Annotated in this window: 11 protein-coding genes; 5 read left to right on the forward strand and 6 right to left on the reverse strand. The window is 66.2% G+C overall.

The annotated features are described in order from the left end of the window. Positions 1-126 precede the first annotated feature (126 nt). On the reverse strand, positions 127-1,251 hold the full coding sequence (locus M0208_RS00005; protein WP_258889704.1) for a hypothetical protein: 1,125 nt from the start codon (positions 1,249-1,251) through the stop codon (positions 127-129). Between the two features lie 141 nt (positions 1,252-1,392). Between M0208_RS00005 and M0208_RS00010 the strand changes: the two genes are divergently transcribed. Beyond that, positions 1,393-3,390, forward strand: coding sequence for a glycosyltransferase (locus M0208_RS00010; RefSeq protein WP_258889705.1), 1,998 nt, complete (start codon positions 1,393-1,395; stop codon positions 3,388-3,390). Between the two features lie 81 nt (positions 3,391-3,471). After that, on the forward strand, positions 3,472-7,749 hold the full coding sequence (locus tag M0208_RS00015) for a glycosyltransferase (RefSeq protein ID WP_258889706.1): 4,278 nt from the start codon (positions 3,472-3,474) through the stop codon (positions 7,747-7,749). A gap of 12 nt (positions 7,750-7,761) precedes the next feature. Here M0208_RS00015 and M0208_RS00020 read toward each other — a convergent pair whose 3' ends face one another. From M0208_RS00020 to M0208_RS00030, 3 genes are read right to left on the reverse strand one after another with little or no spacing between them, the layout of a single operon-like run. After that, positions 7,762-7,917, reverse strand: a complete 156-nt coding sequence (locus M0208_RS00020) for a hypothetical protein (RefSeq protein WP_258889707.1) — start codon at positions 7,915-7,917, stop codon at positions 7,762-7,764. A gap of 17 nt (positions 7,918-7,934) precedes the next feature. Then, entirely contained in the window at positions 7,935-8,786 is an 852-nt protein-coding gene (locus M0208_RS00025; RefSeq protein ID WP_258889708.1) for a sulfotransferase family protein, read from the reverse strand. Then, on the reverse strand, positions 8,767-10,017 hold the full coding sequence (locus M0208_RS00030; protein ID WP_258889709.1) for a right-handed parallel beta-helix repeat-containing protein: 1,251 nt from the start codon (positions 10,015-10,017) through the stop codon (positions 8,767-8,769). The genes M0208_RS00025 and M0208_RS00030 overlap by 20 nt, the downstream gene beginning before the upstream one ends. Before the next feature lie 149 nt (positions 10,018-10,166). Here M0208_RS00030 and M0208_RS00035 point away from each other — a divergent pair, with 149 nt between their 5' ends. Continuing rightward, positions 10,167-11,429, forward strand: coding sequence for a polysaccharide pyruvyl transferase family protein (locus M0208_RS00035; RefSeq protein ID WP_258889710.1), 1,263 nt, complete (start codon positions 10,167-10,169; stop codon positions 11,427-11,429). 19 nt (positions 11,430-11,448) lie between these two features. Further along, positions 11,449-12,201 (forward strand): trans-aconitate 2-methyltransferase, encoded by a 753-nt coding sequence (locus M0208_RS00040; RefSeq protein ID WP_258889711.1) that lies wholly within the window; start codon positions 11,449-11,451, stop codon positions 12,199-12,201. Here M0208_RS00040 and M0208_RS00045 read toward each other — a convergent pair whose 3' ends face one another. Further along, positions 12,202-13,458, reverse strand: a complete 1,257-nt coding sequence (locus M0208_RS00045) for a glycosyltransferase (protein WP_258889712.1) — start codon at positions 13,456-13,458, stop codon at positions 12,202-12,204. It abuts the gene before it with no gap. Continuing rightward, positions 13,451-15,436, reverse strand: a complete 1,986-nt coding sequence (locus tag M0208_RS00050; protein WP_258889713.1) for a hypothetical protein — start codon at positions 15,434-15,436, stop codon at positions 13,451-13,453. The genes M0208_RS00045 and M0208_RS00050 overlap by 8 nt, the downstream gene beginning before the upstream one ends. 112 nt (positions 15,437-15,548) lie before the next feature. On the opposite strand from M0208_RS00050, the gene M0208_RS00055 reads away from it, so the two are divergent. Further along, positions 15,549-16,745, forward strand: a complete 1,197-nt coding sequence (locus M0208_RS00055) for an epoxide hydrolase family protein (protein WP_258889714.1) — start codon at positions 15,549-15,551, stop codon at positions 16,743-16,745. Positions 16,746-16,833: the final 88 nt, after the last annotated feature.

Here is a 16,833-nt window from a genome sequence, read left to right on the forward strand (position 1 = left end):
GCCCGTGGAAAGCCGCCGAACGGCGTCGCTTGCTTGCGCGTAGCTTCAGCTACGCGACGGCGCTGCGCTCCTTGTCGGCGGCTTTCCACGGGCGATCACGATCCGCGTTCCAATTGAGTTCAGACCCTAATTCATCATCTCGGTCGCGCGGCGGACGACGATGCCGAACGGGACGATCGGATCCAGCCTTGTCCGTGGTCCGTCATCGTGATGATCGTGCCGCAACTGCGCGACGATATGCCCGTCCGCGACCAGACCCAGCGCGAGCCGGTTGAGCGCGTTCGAATCGAACACGTCGTCGCGGATGTCGTTTCCCGCCGCAAAGATGTGGATCGCGAGCCCGCCGGGACGCAGGCGATCGAGCAGGTCGCCGACGGTCGTTTCGGCGCGAACCGGTCCCAGCCCCTCCATCACGCCACCGCGGGTCCACAGGAAATCGAAGCCGACGCCGTCCGGGCGGTCGGCGATGGTCCGGTCGATCGCAGCGGAAATCTCTTCATCCGGACGCAGCGTGACGTTCATCGTCGTACAGCCGACGGTTTCGGCGATCGCCGCGACGGGATCGGCGTCGCGCGCGAAGCCCAGGCCGCGAGCGCCTTTCTCCAGCCGTCCGTACGCCTCAAGCGTGCGCAGTATATATGCCGCCTCCCACCGTGACTCAGGCGTATCGTCGGCGGGAAGCCAGGTCGCCCAGTGGGTGAAGTCGCCTTCGGTCAGCTGCGCGTGGGAGAATCCCTGCGACACGGGCGCGCGCAGGCTGGGTCGCTCGGTCGAGGCGAGCGCGGTGGAAAGCCGCGCCTTGAGACGCCCGAACTGGCTGCGATGGCGGGCGAGATCGTCGGTCGCACTGCGCGGGCCGATCCCGATCGTGACGCCGTGCGCGCGCGCGCGGCAATCGCCGAACGACTGGCCGATCACGGCATATTCAGCGCCGGGAATCGCCTCGAAGGCGATCCGGACCGGGCGGTTGGTGCGGGCAAGCGTGCTGAGCAGCGCGCCTGCCTTTCCCGCCTGCGTGACCTGTGGCGTGTGTTCCGCATGAAGCTGGAACACGCTGACCTCGATCAGGCCGGCGGACGCGGCCAGCCCCTCGAACGCGACCGTCGCGATCGCCGGGCCGGGTTCGACCGCGGTGTAGGACGAATGAAGGATGTAGCTGAGGTCGCTGGGTTCATCCTCTCCGCCAAGGCCGGTGATGCGGCTGCGGAAGGTCGGCCAGTAACCGAACGGATCGAGCGATTTCATCGTCACTTGAACCCCATCCCGCGCGTCGATCGATGTTTCATCGCGACCGTCCGTAATCGAGCGGTTCGACGGCGTCACCCGCTATCGACGCCGGTTGTCATGGCGCGGCGGGTGCGCCATTCAGTGCGCCATGCGGAGGCGGCGATAATGCGGTGGGGAAAGCGCCCCGATCGACGGAAGGCGACCGTGGCGCTGCCGCCGCTTGCGCCCCTTCCGCGCGCCGAGGGCCAGCCCCCCGCGGTGCGCCGCGAATTCCCGACGCCGCCGGAAAAGGACGATGTCGCCCGATTGGCCGAAGACGATGTGCCAGACCTGAGCGGTCGCGAGGTGTGGCCCGCCGCAGATCATCGTTCATCGGAAATGTGGAGGCAATTGTCTTCGGCGGCGGCGGTGCTGGCGGAGGGAACGACCCGGTGGCGCGCCGCCGTGATCGGTTCGTCCTATCCGATCGAGGCATATGATCGTTTCCGCCGCGATATTCCGATCCGTCCGCCGCCCGGCCCGCTGCCTAAGCTGGCGCTGTCGGTGCTGGTCGATGCAGCGGTGGCCGCACCGTTCCTGCTAAGGGCGACGCTGCGCAGTCTGCAGGATCAATCGATGCGCGAGTGGCGCGCGATCGTCGTCGGTCCGGCGTCGCTCAGCGATCATCCGGTCGGGGCCTTCGCGCAGACGGACACGCGGATTGCGTTCGTGGCGGACGGTGCCGCGATCCCGGCCGGCGCAGAGCATGTCGTGGTGCTGACGGCCGGGACCGCGCTCGATCCCGAGGCGCTGGCGTGGCTTGCGTTCGCGGCCGAGCGGACCGGCGCGGCGGCGGTGTTCGCTGATCACGACGATGGCGTGGTCGATCCGGCGATGGGCCTCGTGCGCGCCGACCCCTGGCTGCCGGGGCTGCTGGATGCGGCGACGTTGGCGCAGGGTGCGGCCCCCGCCGTGATGATCGCAGGCGGTGCGGCGGTGCGACATGCGCTGAAGATCGCGTCGTTCGACGGCGGAGACGGCGTGCGGCGTGCGATCCTGCATAGCGTTCTGTCCGGTGGCGAAGCGGTGCCGCATGTCGCGCGGTTGTTGGGGACACGGCTGCATTTACCCGTCGTCGCGCGCGACGGTCGCGACAGCGATGACGATGCGGCGCCGGGCCGGCTGGGTCCGATCCCGTTCGTCGCGCCAGCGCCGAAGCCCGTTTCGCAGCGCCCCGATCGTATCGCGATCGTGATCCCGACCCGCGACGCCGCCGATCTGCTGGCGCGTGCGATCGACAGCCTGAAACGTAATGCGCGCGATCCGAACAGGGTCGAATTCATCGTCGTCGACAATCGCAGCGCGGACGAAGCGACGTGGCGGTTGTTCGATCGGCTGGCGAGGGACGGCGCGGCGCAGGTCATGCCGTTCGACGCGCCCTTCAATTGGTCGCAAGCGAGCAACATCGGCGCGGCGGCGAGCGATGCGCCCATGATCGTGTTTGCGAACAACGACATCGAAATGACCAGCGACGGCTGGGACGACCGGTTGATCGATCAATTGTCCGATCCGTCGGTCGGCGCGGTCGGTGCACGGCTGATCTATCCCGGCGGCGCGGTGCAACACGCGGGCGTCGCGTTCGGTTTCGGACCCGGCGGGGCGGAGCACGAGGGCCGCGACCGTGACGCGACCGATCCCGGCCCGGACCGGCGTTTCGTCACGACTCACGCGGTGGCGGCGGTGACCGGAGCGTTCCTGGGCGTCCGGCGATCCGACTTCGATGCGATCGACGGGTTCGACGCAGGGCGGCTGATGATCGGGCACAGCGATGTCGATCTGTGCCTGCGGCTGCGCGAAACCGGTCTGGTCATCCGTTATTGCGCGCAGATCGAGGCGCTGCATCACGAAGGCGCGACGCGCGGGCGCAACGAGACCCGCGCCGCGATCGCCTGGGACGAAGGCGAACGCCGCGATCTGATCGACCGGTGGGGCGCGGCGCTGGGCGAAGACCCGTCGATCAACCCGTATTGGACGCGCGGCGGGCAGCCGTTCGACGGGCTTTGCGAACCGGCGATGACCGACGTCGTGCGCCATATCGATTCGACCGCCCGCCCCGATCCGTGGCGGCCGGCGCGGCGTGCGGCGCAGGAGAATGCGGCCTGGCGTCCCGAAATTTTTCACTGATCGTGCGATGCGGAACACTGCGCGCTTAACAGCGCAGTGGAAAGCCGATACCGGCGGGTCGCGGACAGGGGGAAGGTTTTCGTGGGTAACGGATTGATCGGCAAGGCGATGACCGCATTCGGCGGGGCTGCGCGCAAACCCGCCGGCGGCAAGCATCGCACCGCGGGCGACGAAGCGCGCGACCGTGGCGACTGGGCGGCGGCGGCCGATCATTACCGCGCGTTCCTGACGCTCAATCCCGGCGATTTCGCGATCTGGGTGCAGTTGGGCCATTCGACCAAGGAAGCCGGGCAGCTCGAGGCCGCGGAGCATGCCTACAGACGGGCTGCGGCGATCGATCCCGACGACGCCGATCTCGAGCTGAATATCGGCCATCTCATGAAGGCGATGCGCCGCCGCGGGGAGGCGACGACCCATTATTCGCGCAGTTACGATCTGAATGGCAATCATGCCGCACGTGTGGAGCTTGAAACCTTGGGAATGTCCGTCGAGCGTCGCGAGCCTGTACCGCCCGCAAACGACCCGGCGACGCCCGAGGCCCGCTTCGTCGGCACGATCGACGATGTGATCGGTATCGAGGTGACCGGCTGGGCGATGGAGCCCGACCGGGCGCGACCGGCCGAGGTCGAGGTGGTGACCGATTATGGCCGCGTGATCGGCAGCGCGGTGGCGTCGCGGGTGCGGCCCGATGTGGTGAACGCCGGCTTCGGGGATGTCCTGTCGGGCTTTACCGTCTTCATCGACGCCGACGAATTCGCCGGCGAGACGCTGGACGTGGAGGTGCGGCTGAAGTCGACCGGCGATCAGCTCGAAGGCTCGCCGCTCAGCATCACCTTGCCGTCACGCGAAACGAAGGCCGATGGGACGCGCATCGCGGCGGTGCGGTATGCGGTGGCCAAGCCGCTGACCGAGGTATTGGGCGAGCATGCGATCTTCGTCGCTTACGCGCCGACCGGCATGCTGCAGCCGTATGTCCGCCGCTATCTCGCGATGCTGGCTGATCAGGGGATCGCGGTGTCGCTGGTCGTGAACGCGATCCGCCCGGTGTTGCTGGACGATTCGCTGCTCGATATGCTGGCCAGCGCCGTGGTGCGGGAAAACATCGGTTATGACTTCGGCGCATGGGCGCAGATGCTGCAGATCGAGCCGCGACTGTACGGCGCCGACGCATTGTACATCATCAACGACAGCGTGTTCGGGCCGCGCGACGCCGAATCGTTCGGCGCGCTGATCGCGGCGTGCCGCGCCAATCCCGCCGACCTGGTCGGGCCGACCGAGACGCTGGAGCGCGGCTGGCACATCCAGAGCTATTTCCTGCGCGCCAGCGGGCGGTTGATCGCGTCATATGGTTTTCAGTTCTTCGTCAACGCGATCCGGGTCATCGCCGACAAGGATCAGATCATCGACGAATTCGAGGTTCCGCTGACCGCACGCGTGCGGGAAGCGGGGTTCGAGGCGGACGCGATCTTCAAGGTGGAGGAGGCGCGCAACCCGACGCTGTTCGCCTGGAAGCAATTGCTGGCGCTCGACTATCCGTTCGTGAAGTTGCTGCTGCTGCGCGGCGGGTTCGCGCATATCGACAGCAAGGGCATCCGCAAGGCGCTGGAGCGCAAGGGTTTCGATCTCGACCTGCTCGACGCGACCTTGGCGTATGGCACCGACGAAGCGCCGCCGCGCGGTGAATTCCCGTTGCTGGCGAAGCCGAAGCGGCCGAGCATGAATGCGCTGGTCGTTCCGCCCAAGCCGTACAAGGTCGCGCTCTACGGCCCGTGGAACTACGACAATGGCCTGGGATCGGCGAGCCGCGGGATCATCGCGGCGATCCGGCAGACCGGCGTCCGCCTGAATCTGCACCCGATCAAATTGCCGTTCCACATCCACAAGCCGCTCAGTCCGGCGCACGATATCGTCGATTTCGAAGGCGCGGCCGACATTGCGATCGTCCACCTGAACCCCGACAGCTGGCATCTGCTGACCGACGATCAGCGCCGCGAGATCGCGCGCGCCGGCAAGCGCATCGGTTACTGGGTGTGGGAGATGGACCATTTGCCGCCGTTGTGGCGGCGCGAATTCTCGTCGGTTGACCGGATCTGGGCGCCGAGCGGCTATTGCGCCGAATTGTACGAAGCGCAGGACGAGGCCCCGGTCGACGTCGTGCCGCACGCGGTGCCGGTCGAGCAGACCGCGGTGACAGTCGATCGCGCGCGGGTGCTGCGGACGCTCGGGATCGCGGCGGCGGGGCGGGTCATCCTCTATATCTTCGACGGGTCGAGCTATCTGGTCCGCAAGAATCCAGCCGCGCTGATCCGGGCGTTCGCAGCGAGCGGGCTGGGCGCGAAGGGCTGGACATTGGTGCTGAAGACCAAGCATCTGATGGATCGCGCGGCGGACGGAAAGGCGCTTGCCGCGCTCGCCGCGAAGACGCCCGGCGTGGTGGTGCTGGACCGTTCGCTGACCACGGGCGAACTATCCGATCTGCTGGCGGCGGCCGATATCTATGCCTCGCCGCATTGTTCGGAAGGGTTCGGGCTGACCGTGGCGGAGGCGATGGCCGCCGGCAAGACCGTGGTCGCGACCGACTTCAGCGGGACGCGCCAGTTCCTCGACGCCAGTTGCGGCTTCCCCGTCGCGGCCGATTCGTGGACGTTGGAGGAGGATTTCGGCCATTATACCAAGGGCGGAACCTGGGCGAAGATCGACGAGAAAGCGCTGGCGGCCGGGCTGACGAAGGCGGCGGCGCGAATCGACGCCGGCGACGATTCGATCGGACGCGCGGCGCGGGCGAGGATCGCGAAAACCCTATCCTATGCGGCCGTCGGCAAGGCGATCGCCGCCAGCTTCGATGCGATCGTCAGTGATGACAAACAGATCCGCCGCACGCCGTCGCGGATCGAGGACAGCGACGGAGCCGGCATACCGCTCACCAATTTGCGCGGAGGCGAGACGCTGGCGGTGCTGCCGCTGAAGCCGAACAGTTTCCGGCCGATCGCCGGCGACGCGTTGAAGCGGGTGCGCGACGACCGTGACCAGTGGTTGATGCTGGCGCCGGAGGATTCGCGCGTCCACCCGCTGACGCCGAGAATCCTGGCGCGCCACGCGGCGGTACGCCCCGACGTGTCGATCTTCCACGCCGACGACGTCGCGCTCGGCGCGCCCACATTGCTCGAGCAGGTGCGGCTGAAGCCCGAATTCGACCAGACGCTGTTCGCCGCGCAGGATTATATCGGTGCGCCGCTGTTCATTCGCGGGTCTGCGCTGCACGAGCTTGGCGGGCTGTCGTCCGACGCGGGCGATGCCACGCTATACGATCTGGTGCTGCGCGCGGTCGAACGCGGGATGTCGATCGGCCGCATTCCCGAAGTATTGCTGATCCAGGCGGAGTTGCGCGTGATCGCGCCTGCGAAAAAGCGCAAGGAACTGATCGAGCGCTCGCCGCTATACTCCGGCTATTCAGTCGAAGCCGGACACACGGAGGATACGCTGCAACTGGTCGGACGCTTCCCGACCGGCGAACCGGCGGTGACCCTATGCGTGCCGACGCGACGCAGCCTGATCCCCGATGAAGAGGGCACGTTCATCGAACGGTTCCTGACCAGCGTCGCCGATGTCGACTGGCCAGCGGACAAACTGACCGTATTGATCGGCGACGACATCGCGGGCGACCCGGACTGGGCGAAGCGCGACTGGCCGTTCACGCTGCGGCGGATCGAGACGCTGCGCGCCGAGGGTGAACCTTTCAATTACAGCGCCAAGATGAACCGGTTGTGGCGCGCGGCGGACACCGATGTCGTCGTCCTGATGAACGACGACATCGTCGCGCGCGATGCGTCCTGGTTGCGGGCATTGGTCGGCTTCGCGGTCGACGGCGCGGTCGGCGGGGTCGGCGCACGGCTGTTGTATGACGATGGCACGATCCAGCACGCAGGCGTCGTCGGCGGCATCCTTGGGACCAGCGTTCACACCTGGCTGGGGCGGCGTGCGGGCGCGCCGACGTATCAGGACTGGGCGATCGTGCAGCGTGAATGGTCGATGGTGACGGGTGCCATCTTTGCGACGCGCAAGAGCGTGATGGAGGCGGTCGGCGGGTTCGACGAAGACTTCAGCCTGGAGTTCAACGACGTCGATCTGTGCCTGAAAATCCGCCAGGCGGGCTGGCGGATCGTGTACACGCCGTTCGCGGAAATGACGCATTCGGAACGCGCTTCTCGCGGCGAGACGGTACCGCCGGGCGAACAGACCGCCTTGTTCCTCGGGCGCTGGCAGGGCTGGCTGTCGGAGGATCCGGCGCTGCCGCCGCGCATGCGCCGCGACCTGATCGACCTTACGCCGTCGGCGGGACGGGGAGACTGGTTCGCCTGAGCGTCGCGGCGCTCAGTCGATCAGCTGGCCGCCGCGATCGTTGCCGACGCGGTCGATGCGCCGCCGCTTCTGGCGGCGCGGCGACGCGCGTTCCATCAGCACCGCGACGACGACCGCAAGCACGAACAGCGCCAGGAAAAAAATCACCGCGTCGGATGAGAAGTCCATTTTCGCAAGAAACATAACTAGCCCCTGGTTTCCGTCAGCCAATCGTCATGCGCCGCGACGAGCCGTCGGTGAACAATATCGTACAGCAATCGATCCACGGCGTTGTGCTCCAATATCAACCGGCGCAGGTCGGCGTCCTCGTCGACCGCATTGTCCGCCGTGCGTTCGGTCCTGCGACGATGTTCGATCGGCATCGCGTCCGCGCCGAGCAGGCGGGTCAGGATGTTGAACGACATGGGGTATAGTTCCAGCAAACCGACGAAGGCCAGTCTGGTCGAAACGAAGGCTTCGATCTCGGCCGCCTCGGTCATCGATCGCGGCAACAGGAACCGCGCCATCTTGTTCCGCGTCTGTTTGGCGACGACATAGTCATCGATCCGCGGAAAGCGATCGATAAAGGTGCGGTACGTCGGGTGCGCAGGGGTGCGCGCGTAGCGATAGTCCGAAATCACGCGCGCGACGGGATCGCGCAGAAACGTGACGAAGCGCGCATCGGGCCGCGCGGCGCGGATCGGTGCGGTCTGTTCGTAAGAGAAATGGCCCGAGCATGATCGAGCGTGCGCCAGTTCGCCGCTGTCGATCAGCGACGCCATCTCCTCCTCGATACTGGTGAATGTGATCGGTTCGCCGGTCGAATAGCGCCGGTGGATGTTGTGATAGGGCGTCCGCAACCGGTTGAATTCTGCCGAAAGCGACGTGCCGGCGGTCTTTGGGATATGGATGAAGACGCACAGGTCGTCGCCGAAGCGTTCGTCGCGCACGAACTGCTGCAGACCCTTCGTCGCGAGATCGCCGAACGCCAAACGATAGTCCTCCGCCCCGCCGGCCGGGACCGGAGAGCGGATCGCATCAAAGCCGGTCCGGTTCAACGCCGTTCGCTCGCGACATACGCCGGATGCTGGGACCGGGCCGTTCCAGCAGACCGTCACGCACACGCAGGATCGGCGCACGCACGGTCACGTTGCCGGAGAGGGTCAGGCCGGGCGATTCGTAGATGCGGATCGCGCTGCCGAAGGTGTCCGATATCCGATTGCCGCGCGCAACGCCGTTGGCGTGCGCGAACATGAGCGCATCGTCGCCGGTCGCCTGAAAATCGTTGTTCACGACGATATGGCCCTGCGTCATCGGATCGGATGGCTGGCCGATCTGCGGACCGCCGCTGCTGCTGGCCATTGCCCAGCGCACGCCGTTAATCGGCGCGGGGCGGACGATCGAGCAATTCTCAATCCGCACATTGTCGGTCATGCGAAACACGCCGCGCGTCTCCACGCTCCAGCGGACCCCGCGCAGCGTGATGCGGTCGGCGTTGATGAAACGATAGGAGTCCTCGCCCGATTTCGATTTCAGGCCGATCAGGTCGCCCGGACGATAGGCCGGCATGACGGGACGCACCACCAGTTGAATGCGCCAGCGGTTGGGCGCCCCGGCGATGCGGGTCGCTCCGCTCCACATCGCCTGCACCTGATCGACCACGATCTGTGGTCCCGTGGGCGTATCGACGTATTTTTTCATCCAGCGCCGCATGACCTCTCGCCCGTTGCGCCCGATCTCGCGGTCGCGCGGCATCAGGTCGGCGGGCGTCGGGAAACCGCGCGGGATATCGAGCACCACCGCATCGGGGGTCGTCGCGAAGACCTTTCCCTGCGACATCTCGATGCGGCGCTGCGTCATCGTCAGGTCTGCGATCGTGACGCATCTCGTGGCGCGGCCGATGATGCCGACCAGGCGATCGTCGGTGATCAACTTAGTCCGATCGGCCCCTGCACCGGTGATCGTCAGCCGACCGGGACACGCATCGATCCGCGACACGTCGATCGTGCCGCCGCCGGTCGCCGCGGCGCCGTTCAGCTCGAACGTACCGGCGGGAAGACGGATGACATAGTTCACGCCCCCGCGCCGTGCGATCGTTTCGCGTGCGTCGGTGATCGCGGCGGCGATGGTGCGCTGATCGACGACGGAGAGACGGCGTTCGACCATCGGAGAGCTGAGCGGTTCCAGCGTCCGGCCCGCCGATCCTGTCGTCATGGAAGCCGACAGGACGAGCATCGTCAGCGCCGGCAAGACGCGCTTTGGCAACAGCATTGGTTCGGTGCGGGTCATCGATCGTCAACGCGTCGCCGCCGCCGGCGGTTTCCCCGCCGTGGGGCCGGGGGCGGGGGAGGATTGTTTGCGAAAGCATCGTGTATCACTATAGCTCCGCGTCGGTCGCGCTCCCTGTCAGGCGACATAGATACGGACGCGGAGTTTTCATGATCGAGCCGAGTGCGGCCAAGGCGCCGAAGCGCGTTTCCGCACCTGTCGGGCGCGGACGTCCGCCCCGATTGCTGTTTCACCGGCTCGGTGATCGATCGGGCAGCGTCCTGGGTGCGGCCGAGACCGTGGGTCAGTTGCGCGAAGAGGTTCGGACCACCTCGCTGAACGTCGGCAATCTGGTGCATCTGGAGGCGCCCGCGAAGCTGTTGCGTTACAATCGCCGCACGCCGCAGTTCCGCCAGACCGCGAATTCGCCGGAGGCGTTTGCGGCGATCGACCGGCAGTATGACGGGATCGTGCTCGGTTACGCCAACATGATCCGCAACTACGATCATCTGGATGAGGAAGCGCGCGACACGACCCTGGCCCCGCTGGTGCGAGAGACCGAATGGCTCGAGCAGACCAGGTGCAAGATCTACGCGATGGGGATCGGCATCCAGGATCAACTGCCGCCACGTGCGGATGCGATCGATCCGCGCCTGTTCACGCTGTTGAAGCTGCTGAACGACCGGGCGGAGATTTTCGCGGTGCGCGGCGCGGCGACCGAGGCGTGGCTGCACGCGGTGGGATTGACCAACGCGGTTGCGCTCGGTTGCCCGAGCATGTTCATCTACCCGCGCAACGCAATGTCGATCCGTCCGCCTGTTCGGGACAGGGCGCTGCGGATCGCGACCGCGGGAAGGCTGCAGCGCAACCGCGACGACCAGCGGGTCGCCGCGATCAACCGCGTCGGGGCGGCGTTTGACAGCAGCTATGTCTTTCAGAACGATTTCTATGCGATGTTTCGCGGCGATGGCGACGAGATCATCTACAACGACGCCACCGGGGAGGTCGATGCCGAAGCGGTGCGCGCGCGCGGCCGCGCCGGGCTGGATGTGGATCTGACGTTCGCCGATTATCGGCTGTTTCGATCCACCGAGAAGTGGCGCGGATTCGCGATCGGGCAGGACGCCTATTTCGGCGATCGCTTTCACGGCGGCGTGGTGTTCCTGCAGTGCGGCAAACCCGCGATCATCGTGCAGAACGACGCACGGGTGAAGGAATTGACGGCGCTGTACGATATTCCCACCGCCACGTCCGATCAGATACTGTCCGGCGATCCGATCGAATTGCTTCATGACAGGTTGAGCGCGGCGAACTTGCGGCGTTTTCGTGAAACTTATCTTGGGCGCTACCGCGATTTTCAGGCGGCGCTTCGCGGGGTCGGGCTGGAGCAGTTTCAGCCGATCGACGCCGACGATCTCGCCGATTTGATCTGATCCGGGTACGAGCAGCAACATGACCGAAGCGCCCGTCCGTCCTGTCCGTCGCGGGGAGATCGCCACCGCGATCGACGCCGTCGCCGTGCAGATATCCAGTTCCACGAAACTGAATCGTTACCCCGCGGTGTTTCAGGCGGTGCAGCAACTGTGCCGTGCGGGCGGGATCGCTCGGCCGCACATCCTGTCGTTCGGATCGTCGAGCGGGGAGGAAGCCCACACACTGTCGACGCAATATTTCGCCGGCTCGCCGATCCTGGGGCTTGAGGTGGCGGAGGACGTGCTGGCGCAGTCTCGCGAATCCTATGGCGCGAACCCCGACCTGCGGTTTGAAAAGAGCGGCGTGTACGAGCCGGAGCCGGAATCGTTCGACGTGATCTTTGCGATGAGCGTGCTGTGCCGCTGGCCTGAGACGCGCAATATGACCGACATCGCGCAGTTGTTCCCGTTCGCAAATTTCGAGAAGCAGACCGCGTATCTCGACAGTCTGCTGAAGCCGGGCGGGATCATGGTGATCTATAATGCTTCGTACGGCTTTCTGCATTCGCGCACGTCGCGTCATTATGATCTGATCGCGCACCCGCGGATCACGACGGCCGGCTTCGTCAAACGTTTCCGCAAGGACGGCGGCGAAGACCCGAGCGTCGCGCCGACCGATTGCGTGTATCGCAAACAGCAGGCGAACGAACGGATCGGCGCGCGCGGGCTGGTGATCCGCGACCATGCGCTGAAACCGATCGCGGTGATCGAGCGCGACATCGCGATCGGCTGATTATTCGGCCGGTGTGACCGACGCGAAGAGCGCGGCGTATTTCGCCGCCATCGACGTGAGCGAAACTGTTTGCGGGATGCCCGATTGCAGGCGTTCGTACAGCGCGGGGTCTGCGCCTTCGACGATGCGCCGCGCCAGATCGCCGGCGTCCCCGCGCGCGAAGTGCAGCCCGTTAACACGGTCGGTGACTTTTTCCGCCATCCCGCCAATGCCGGTGCAGATCACCGGCCGCCGCGCGTGGAAGGATTCCTGAATCACGACGGGCGAATTTTCCCACCATCTGCTGGGCATCAGCACATAATCGCACCGCGCCATCAGTCCGCCGACGCGGCTGTTATCGTACGGGCCGAGGTAGGAAAGGAACGGGTAACCGGCGATCGCGGCGGTGAAGCGGTCCATGAAGTCGCCGTCATGGCCGATGATATTGCCGTGGATCGCGACCCGGATACGCTGCGCCAGCTTTTCGTCGCGCGCTAGGATCGCGCAGGCGTCGAGGATCAGATCGATGCCCTTGAACGGATTGATCTGGCCGAAATAGCCGAACGTCCAGAGCCGTTCTTCCGACGATCGATCCGCCGGAACCGCCGCCACGCCGCCCGCGACGCCGTTCTCGATGACGTGCATCCGATTTTGCGGCACGCCGTTCGCCGTCATCTTGCCCGCCAGGAAACGGCTGGGCGAAACGAACGCCGCGACGGGGCCGAACGAGCGCGCGACATGCCGTGAGCGCACCGCGAACTGCTGGCGTGAATGTTCGGGGTAGCAGGCATGGCATGCGCCGGGCGACGCACCTTCGCACAGCAGATCGGTTCCGCGCGTGACCAATTGACCGTGATTGTGGCAGATGCTGAGGAATTCGTGGATCGTATAGACGATCTCGATCCCCGCGGCGGCCACATCCTCGAACACCCCGATCCCGGTGTGCAGGAAATGATGCGCGTTGAGCACGTCGATCCGCTCGCGCCGAAGCAGATCGATCAAATCCTGCCGCACGCCGGCCGGGGCCAGATGATAGAAATGATCGTAGAGCGCGCCGCGATAAGGCAGCGCAAATTCGTTCGGCCCCAGTTCGATCCGGTCGAGCGCGGCGTCATCGCAGCACGCGATCAGGATCGCGTCGACGCCGATCGCACGCAGCCCGCGGAACAGCCCGTGCGCTGCAATCTCCGCGCCGCCCTTCGTCACCGACACATGACTATGGCTGAGGATCGCGATCCTTTTTCCCGCCAGCGCGGCGGGCGGCCTGAGATCAGTCATGCGTGGCGGCCCCGACGTTGTTGATCCGAGCAACCAGCGCGGAGGGTCGCCGGGACGAAAGCGCCAGCGCGGCGTCCGGGACAATGCGGGGTGGCGGCACGCCCGCCGCGGCGCCGTTCAGCGTGATTCCGCCGATCCGCGGGGGCGCGGCAGCGGCGATCCGTCGCCACGCTGCGGCATCGCACGCGAAGGCATCGAGCCCGGCGGTCCCGGTGGCGCCGGCCTCCGCTGCGGCATCGCGGACTTCAAGCAGGACCAGATCGTCTGCGCCGTCGCCCAGCGCCGTCCAGCCCGCATCGGAAAGCAGCGTGTCCGCAGAGATGAATGCGAACCGCGTCAGGTCGAGCGCATCGATGACGCCTGTCACGATGTCGTTGTTGGTTTCGCCCGGCGAAGTCAGGAACAGGCTGCAGCGCCGCCCCGTCACGCGCTTCAGGTCCGCAAAGAGCGATATCAGCAGGGGGCGGATGCCGTCCGGGCAACCGGCCAGCACGATCCCCCAACCGGCCGGCAAGGCCGCGGCGTGGCGGAGCGCGTTGTCGATGATGAGGAACAGATCGGATGCGGTGGCGGGAAGGGCGAAGATCGCCGCTGCTGTGACGGATTCCGCTTCGTAGACGGCCAGCGCGCTGAAACGCTCTCGCGCCACGGCGGTGGCGTGGCGCGCGAAATCGGCGAAGAAGAGCTCCGCTTCGATCGCGGGGTAATAATCGAGCGCGTGTTCTATCGGCGTGGTCACGCCTAGCAGCCGGACGCGGTCGGCGGGGATCGTCGCATTGCTGGCCGTCCCGTCGGCCCAGCGGCATTTCAGCACCATTTCGTCGAGCCGCGCATCGTCCAAGTCGCCGCGGAAGACCGCGGTGAAGCCGGCGCGGCCCAGCGCCAGGTCGACGTTGCGATACAGATGCGACAGATCCTTGCGTCCGAAGCGCGACACGCTGCGATCGTCGGCTGCCATGACCCGCGCGCCCGCCTTCAACACGAACCGATCCGACAGCTTGTTGGGGCTGAGCGTCCAGCCGGTGATCATCGCGCCGAACCCGGGCAGGATCGCCGCCTGATCGATATGCACCAGATCGACCGTATCGGCGTCTTCGGGAACCTGCCAATTATCGACGGTGTAGAACATCTCCCGCATCAGATCGCCGTAGCCGTCCGTGGCGGACGACAGCAGATAGCGCACGGCGGGCGTGATCGCCCGCTTCGTGCGGATCGGCGTAGGGTCGAGCGTTTCGAGGAAACGCCCGCTGCCATCGGTAAGAAAGAAATATGGCGGCAAATCCGGCATCGGACGCCAGTCGCTTTGGACGACGCCGACGAACCCGCGCGCGCCGGGCGGAAGATCACCGCGGTCGATCAGCGTATAGGCGAAGCCTGCCGGGTGCGCGGCCTTGTCCACGATCACGATCGGCCGATCGAGCACCGCGTCGTCCATGATCCAGCCGACGACCCAGACCAGCCCTCCGTCCTCGCTGGCGATCGAATCGACGTAGCCGATGCTGCGGCCCGGATCGGGCAGGAAGGAACGCTTCAAATGGCCGACGGCGTTGTTCGCGTGGAACGACAACCGGTCGACCAGTGCGTCCCGGGTGGCGGGGGCAGTGTCGAGCGACCCGATCTGCACCTGTTCGAGCGTGCGCCGGGCCGCCATCGATTGCAGCGATGTGTCGCGTCCCGCGATGCGCACGACCAGCTCGCCGCGCAATCCGCGCCGCGCGGCGTCACGGATGCGATCCCGCACCGACGGGTCGAAACGATAGCCCGGCGCACCCGAGATCCGCAGGAAATTGCAGACATCGTCCCTCGGCATCCCGGTCGGCGCGCTGTCGATCAGTTCCTCGCCCGCCCACAACTCGATCGTGAGCGGGGCGGCGGGATCGCGCATATCGACCGCCCACCCGGATACGCCGCTCAATTCGTCGAGGTGCTCTACGCAGCCGTCAATGGTCGTTTCGTCGGGGCCGTCGGCGGCGTCCATGTGGTTGATCTCTCCGGTACAGCGGCTTGTAACAACCGTCGTGCCGGGCCTTGTCAACCTCGCCGTCAACCTCGCCGCGTGGATTGACGCCCGCCGGGCCGCGGATCACGATATGGGAAACGCGGGCGGCGAGCGCGCCATCGATATCGGATCGGAGAACGAGCGGATGAGCAGCGAGACGATCGAGCCCTTCCGGATCGCGATCGATGAGGCGGTGCTGGACGATTTGCGGCGGCGGTTGCGCGCGACGCGCTGGCCCGAGCGTGAGACGGTCGACGGCTGGGGGCAGGGCGTGCCGCTGGAGCAGGCGCGGCGGTTGGTCGATCACTGGCTGACCGCATACGACTGGCGGCGGTGCGAGGCGTTGCTCGACGGGTTCGGGCAGTATCGCACCAAAATCGACGGGCTGGGCATCCACTTTCTCCACCGCTGCTCGCCCGAACCGGGTGCGCTGCCGCTGATCCTGACCCACGGCTGGCCAGGATCGGTGATCGAATTCCATAAGGTGATCGATGCGCTGGCCGATCCGGTCGCGCATGGGGGACGCGCGGAGGACGCGTTCCATGTCGTTGCGCCGTCGCTGCCGGGCTATGGATTTTCGGACAAGCCGGGCGAGGCGGGGTGGGGCGTCGAGCGGATCGCGCGGGCGTGGGCGGTGCTGATGCGGCGGCTGGGGTACGATCGCTATGTCGCGCAGGGCGGCGATTGGGGGTCGGCGGTGACGACCGCGCTGGCGCAGATCGGCGACCCGGCGGTGGCGGGTATCCACCTGAACATGATCGTCGCGCCGCCCTCGGCGGAGGACATCGCGAGCGCGACGGAAGCGGAGAAGGTCACGTTGGCGGCGCTGCAATGCTATCAGACCGACGGCAACGGCTATGCGCAGCAGCAGCGCACGCGGCCGCAGACGTTGGGCTACGGGCTGGCCGATTCGCCGGTCGGGCAGGCGATGTGGATCTTCGAGAAGTTCCACGAATGGACCGACTGCGACGGCGATCCGTTCAGCGTGCTGAGCGCGGACGAGATGCTCGACAACGTCATGCTGTACTGGTTGACAAACAGCGGTGCGTCGTCGGCGCGGCTGTATTGGGAGAGCTTCCGAAGCTTTGCGTCGGGGACGGTCGATGTGCCGATCGCGTGCAGCCTGTTTCCGAAGGAGATATTCCCGCCGTCACGGCGCTGGGCGGACAAGAGGTATCGCAATATCGTCTACTGGAACGAACTGTCGAAGGGCGGGCATTTCGCGGCGTTCGAGCAGCCGGAGTTGTTCGTGGAGGAGTTGAGGAAGGGGTTTCGGGGGATGCGATGATGCACCGAAATGCCCGCTTGAACCCATCGCTTTCGCTGATATAAGCCGCCGCCTGCCAGCCGACCCCAGGGTCGTCACGCGCCTCGGT

The organism is Sphingomonas sp. SUN019 (assembly GCF_024758705.1).
GTDB lineage: Bacteria > Pseudomonadota > Alphaproteobacteria > Sphingomonadales > Sphingomonadaceae > Sphingomonas.

Excerpts from the sequence above, each read along its gene's own strand:
- M0208_RS00010 (WP_258889705.1), top strand. The coding sequence starts at position 1,393 with ATGCGGTGGGGAAAGCGCCCCGATCGACGGAAGGCGACCGTGGCGCTG.
- M0208_RS00020 (WP_258889707.1), bottom strand. The coding sequence starts at position 7,917 with ATGGACTTCTCATCCGACGCGGTGATTTTTTTCCTGGCGCTGTTCGTG.
- M0208_RS00030 (WP_258889709.1), bottom strand. The coding sequence starts at position 10,017 with ATGACCCGCACCGAACCAATGCTGTTGCCAAAGCGCGTCTTGCCGGCG.
- M0208_RS00035 (WP_258889710.1), top strand. The coding sequence starts at position 10,167 with ATGATCGAGCCGAGTGCGGCCAAGGCGCCGAAGCGCGTTTCCGCACCT.
- M0208_RS00040 (WP_258889711.1), top strand. The coding sequence starts at position 11,449 with ATGACCGAAGCGCCCGTCCGTCCTGTCCGTCGCGGGGAGATCGCCACC.
- M0208_RS00045 (WP_258889712.1), bottom strand. The coding sequence starts at position 13,458 with ATGACTGATCTCAGGCCGCCCGCCGCGCTGGCGGGAAAAAGGATCGCG.
- M0208_RS00050 (WP_258889713.1), bottom strand. The coding sequence starts at position 15,436 with ATGGACGCCGCCGACGGCCCCGACGAAACGACCATTGACGGCTGCGTA.
- M0208_RS00055 (WP_258889714.1), top strand. The coding sequence starts at position 15,549 with ATGGGAAACGCGGGCGGCGAGCGCGCCATCGATATCGGATCGGAGAAC.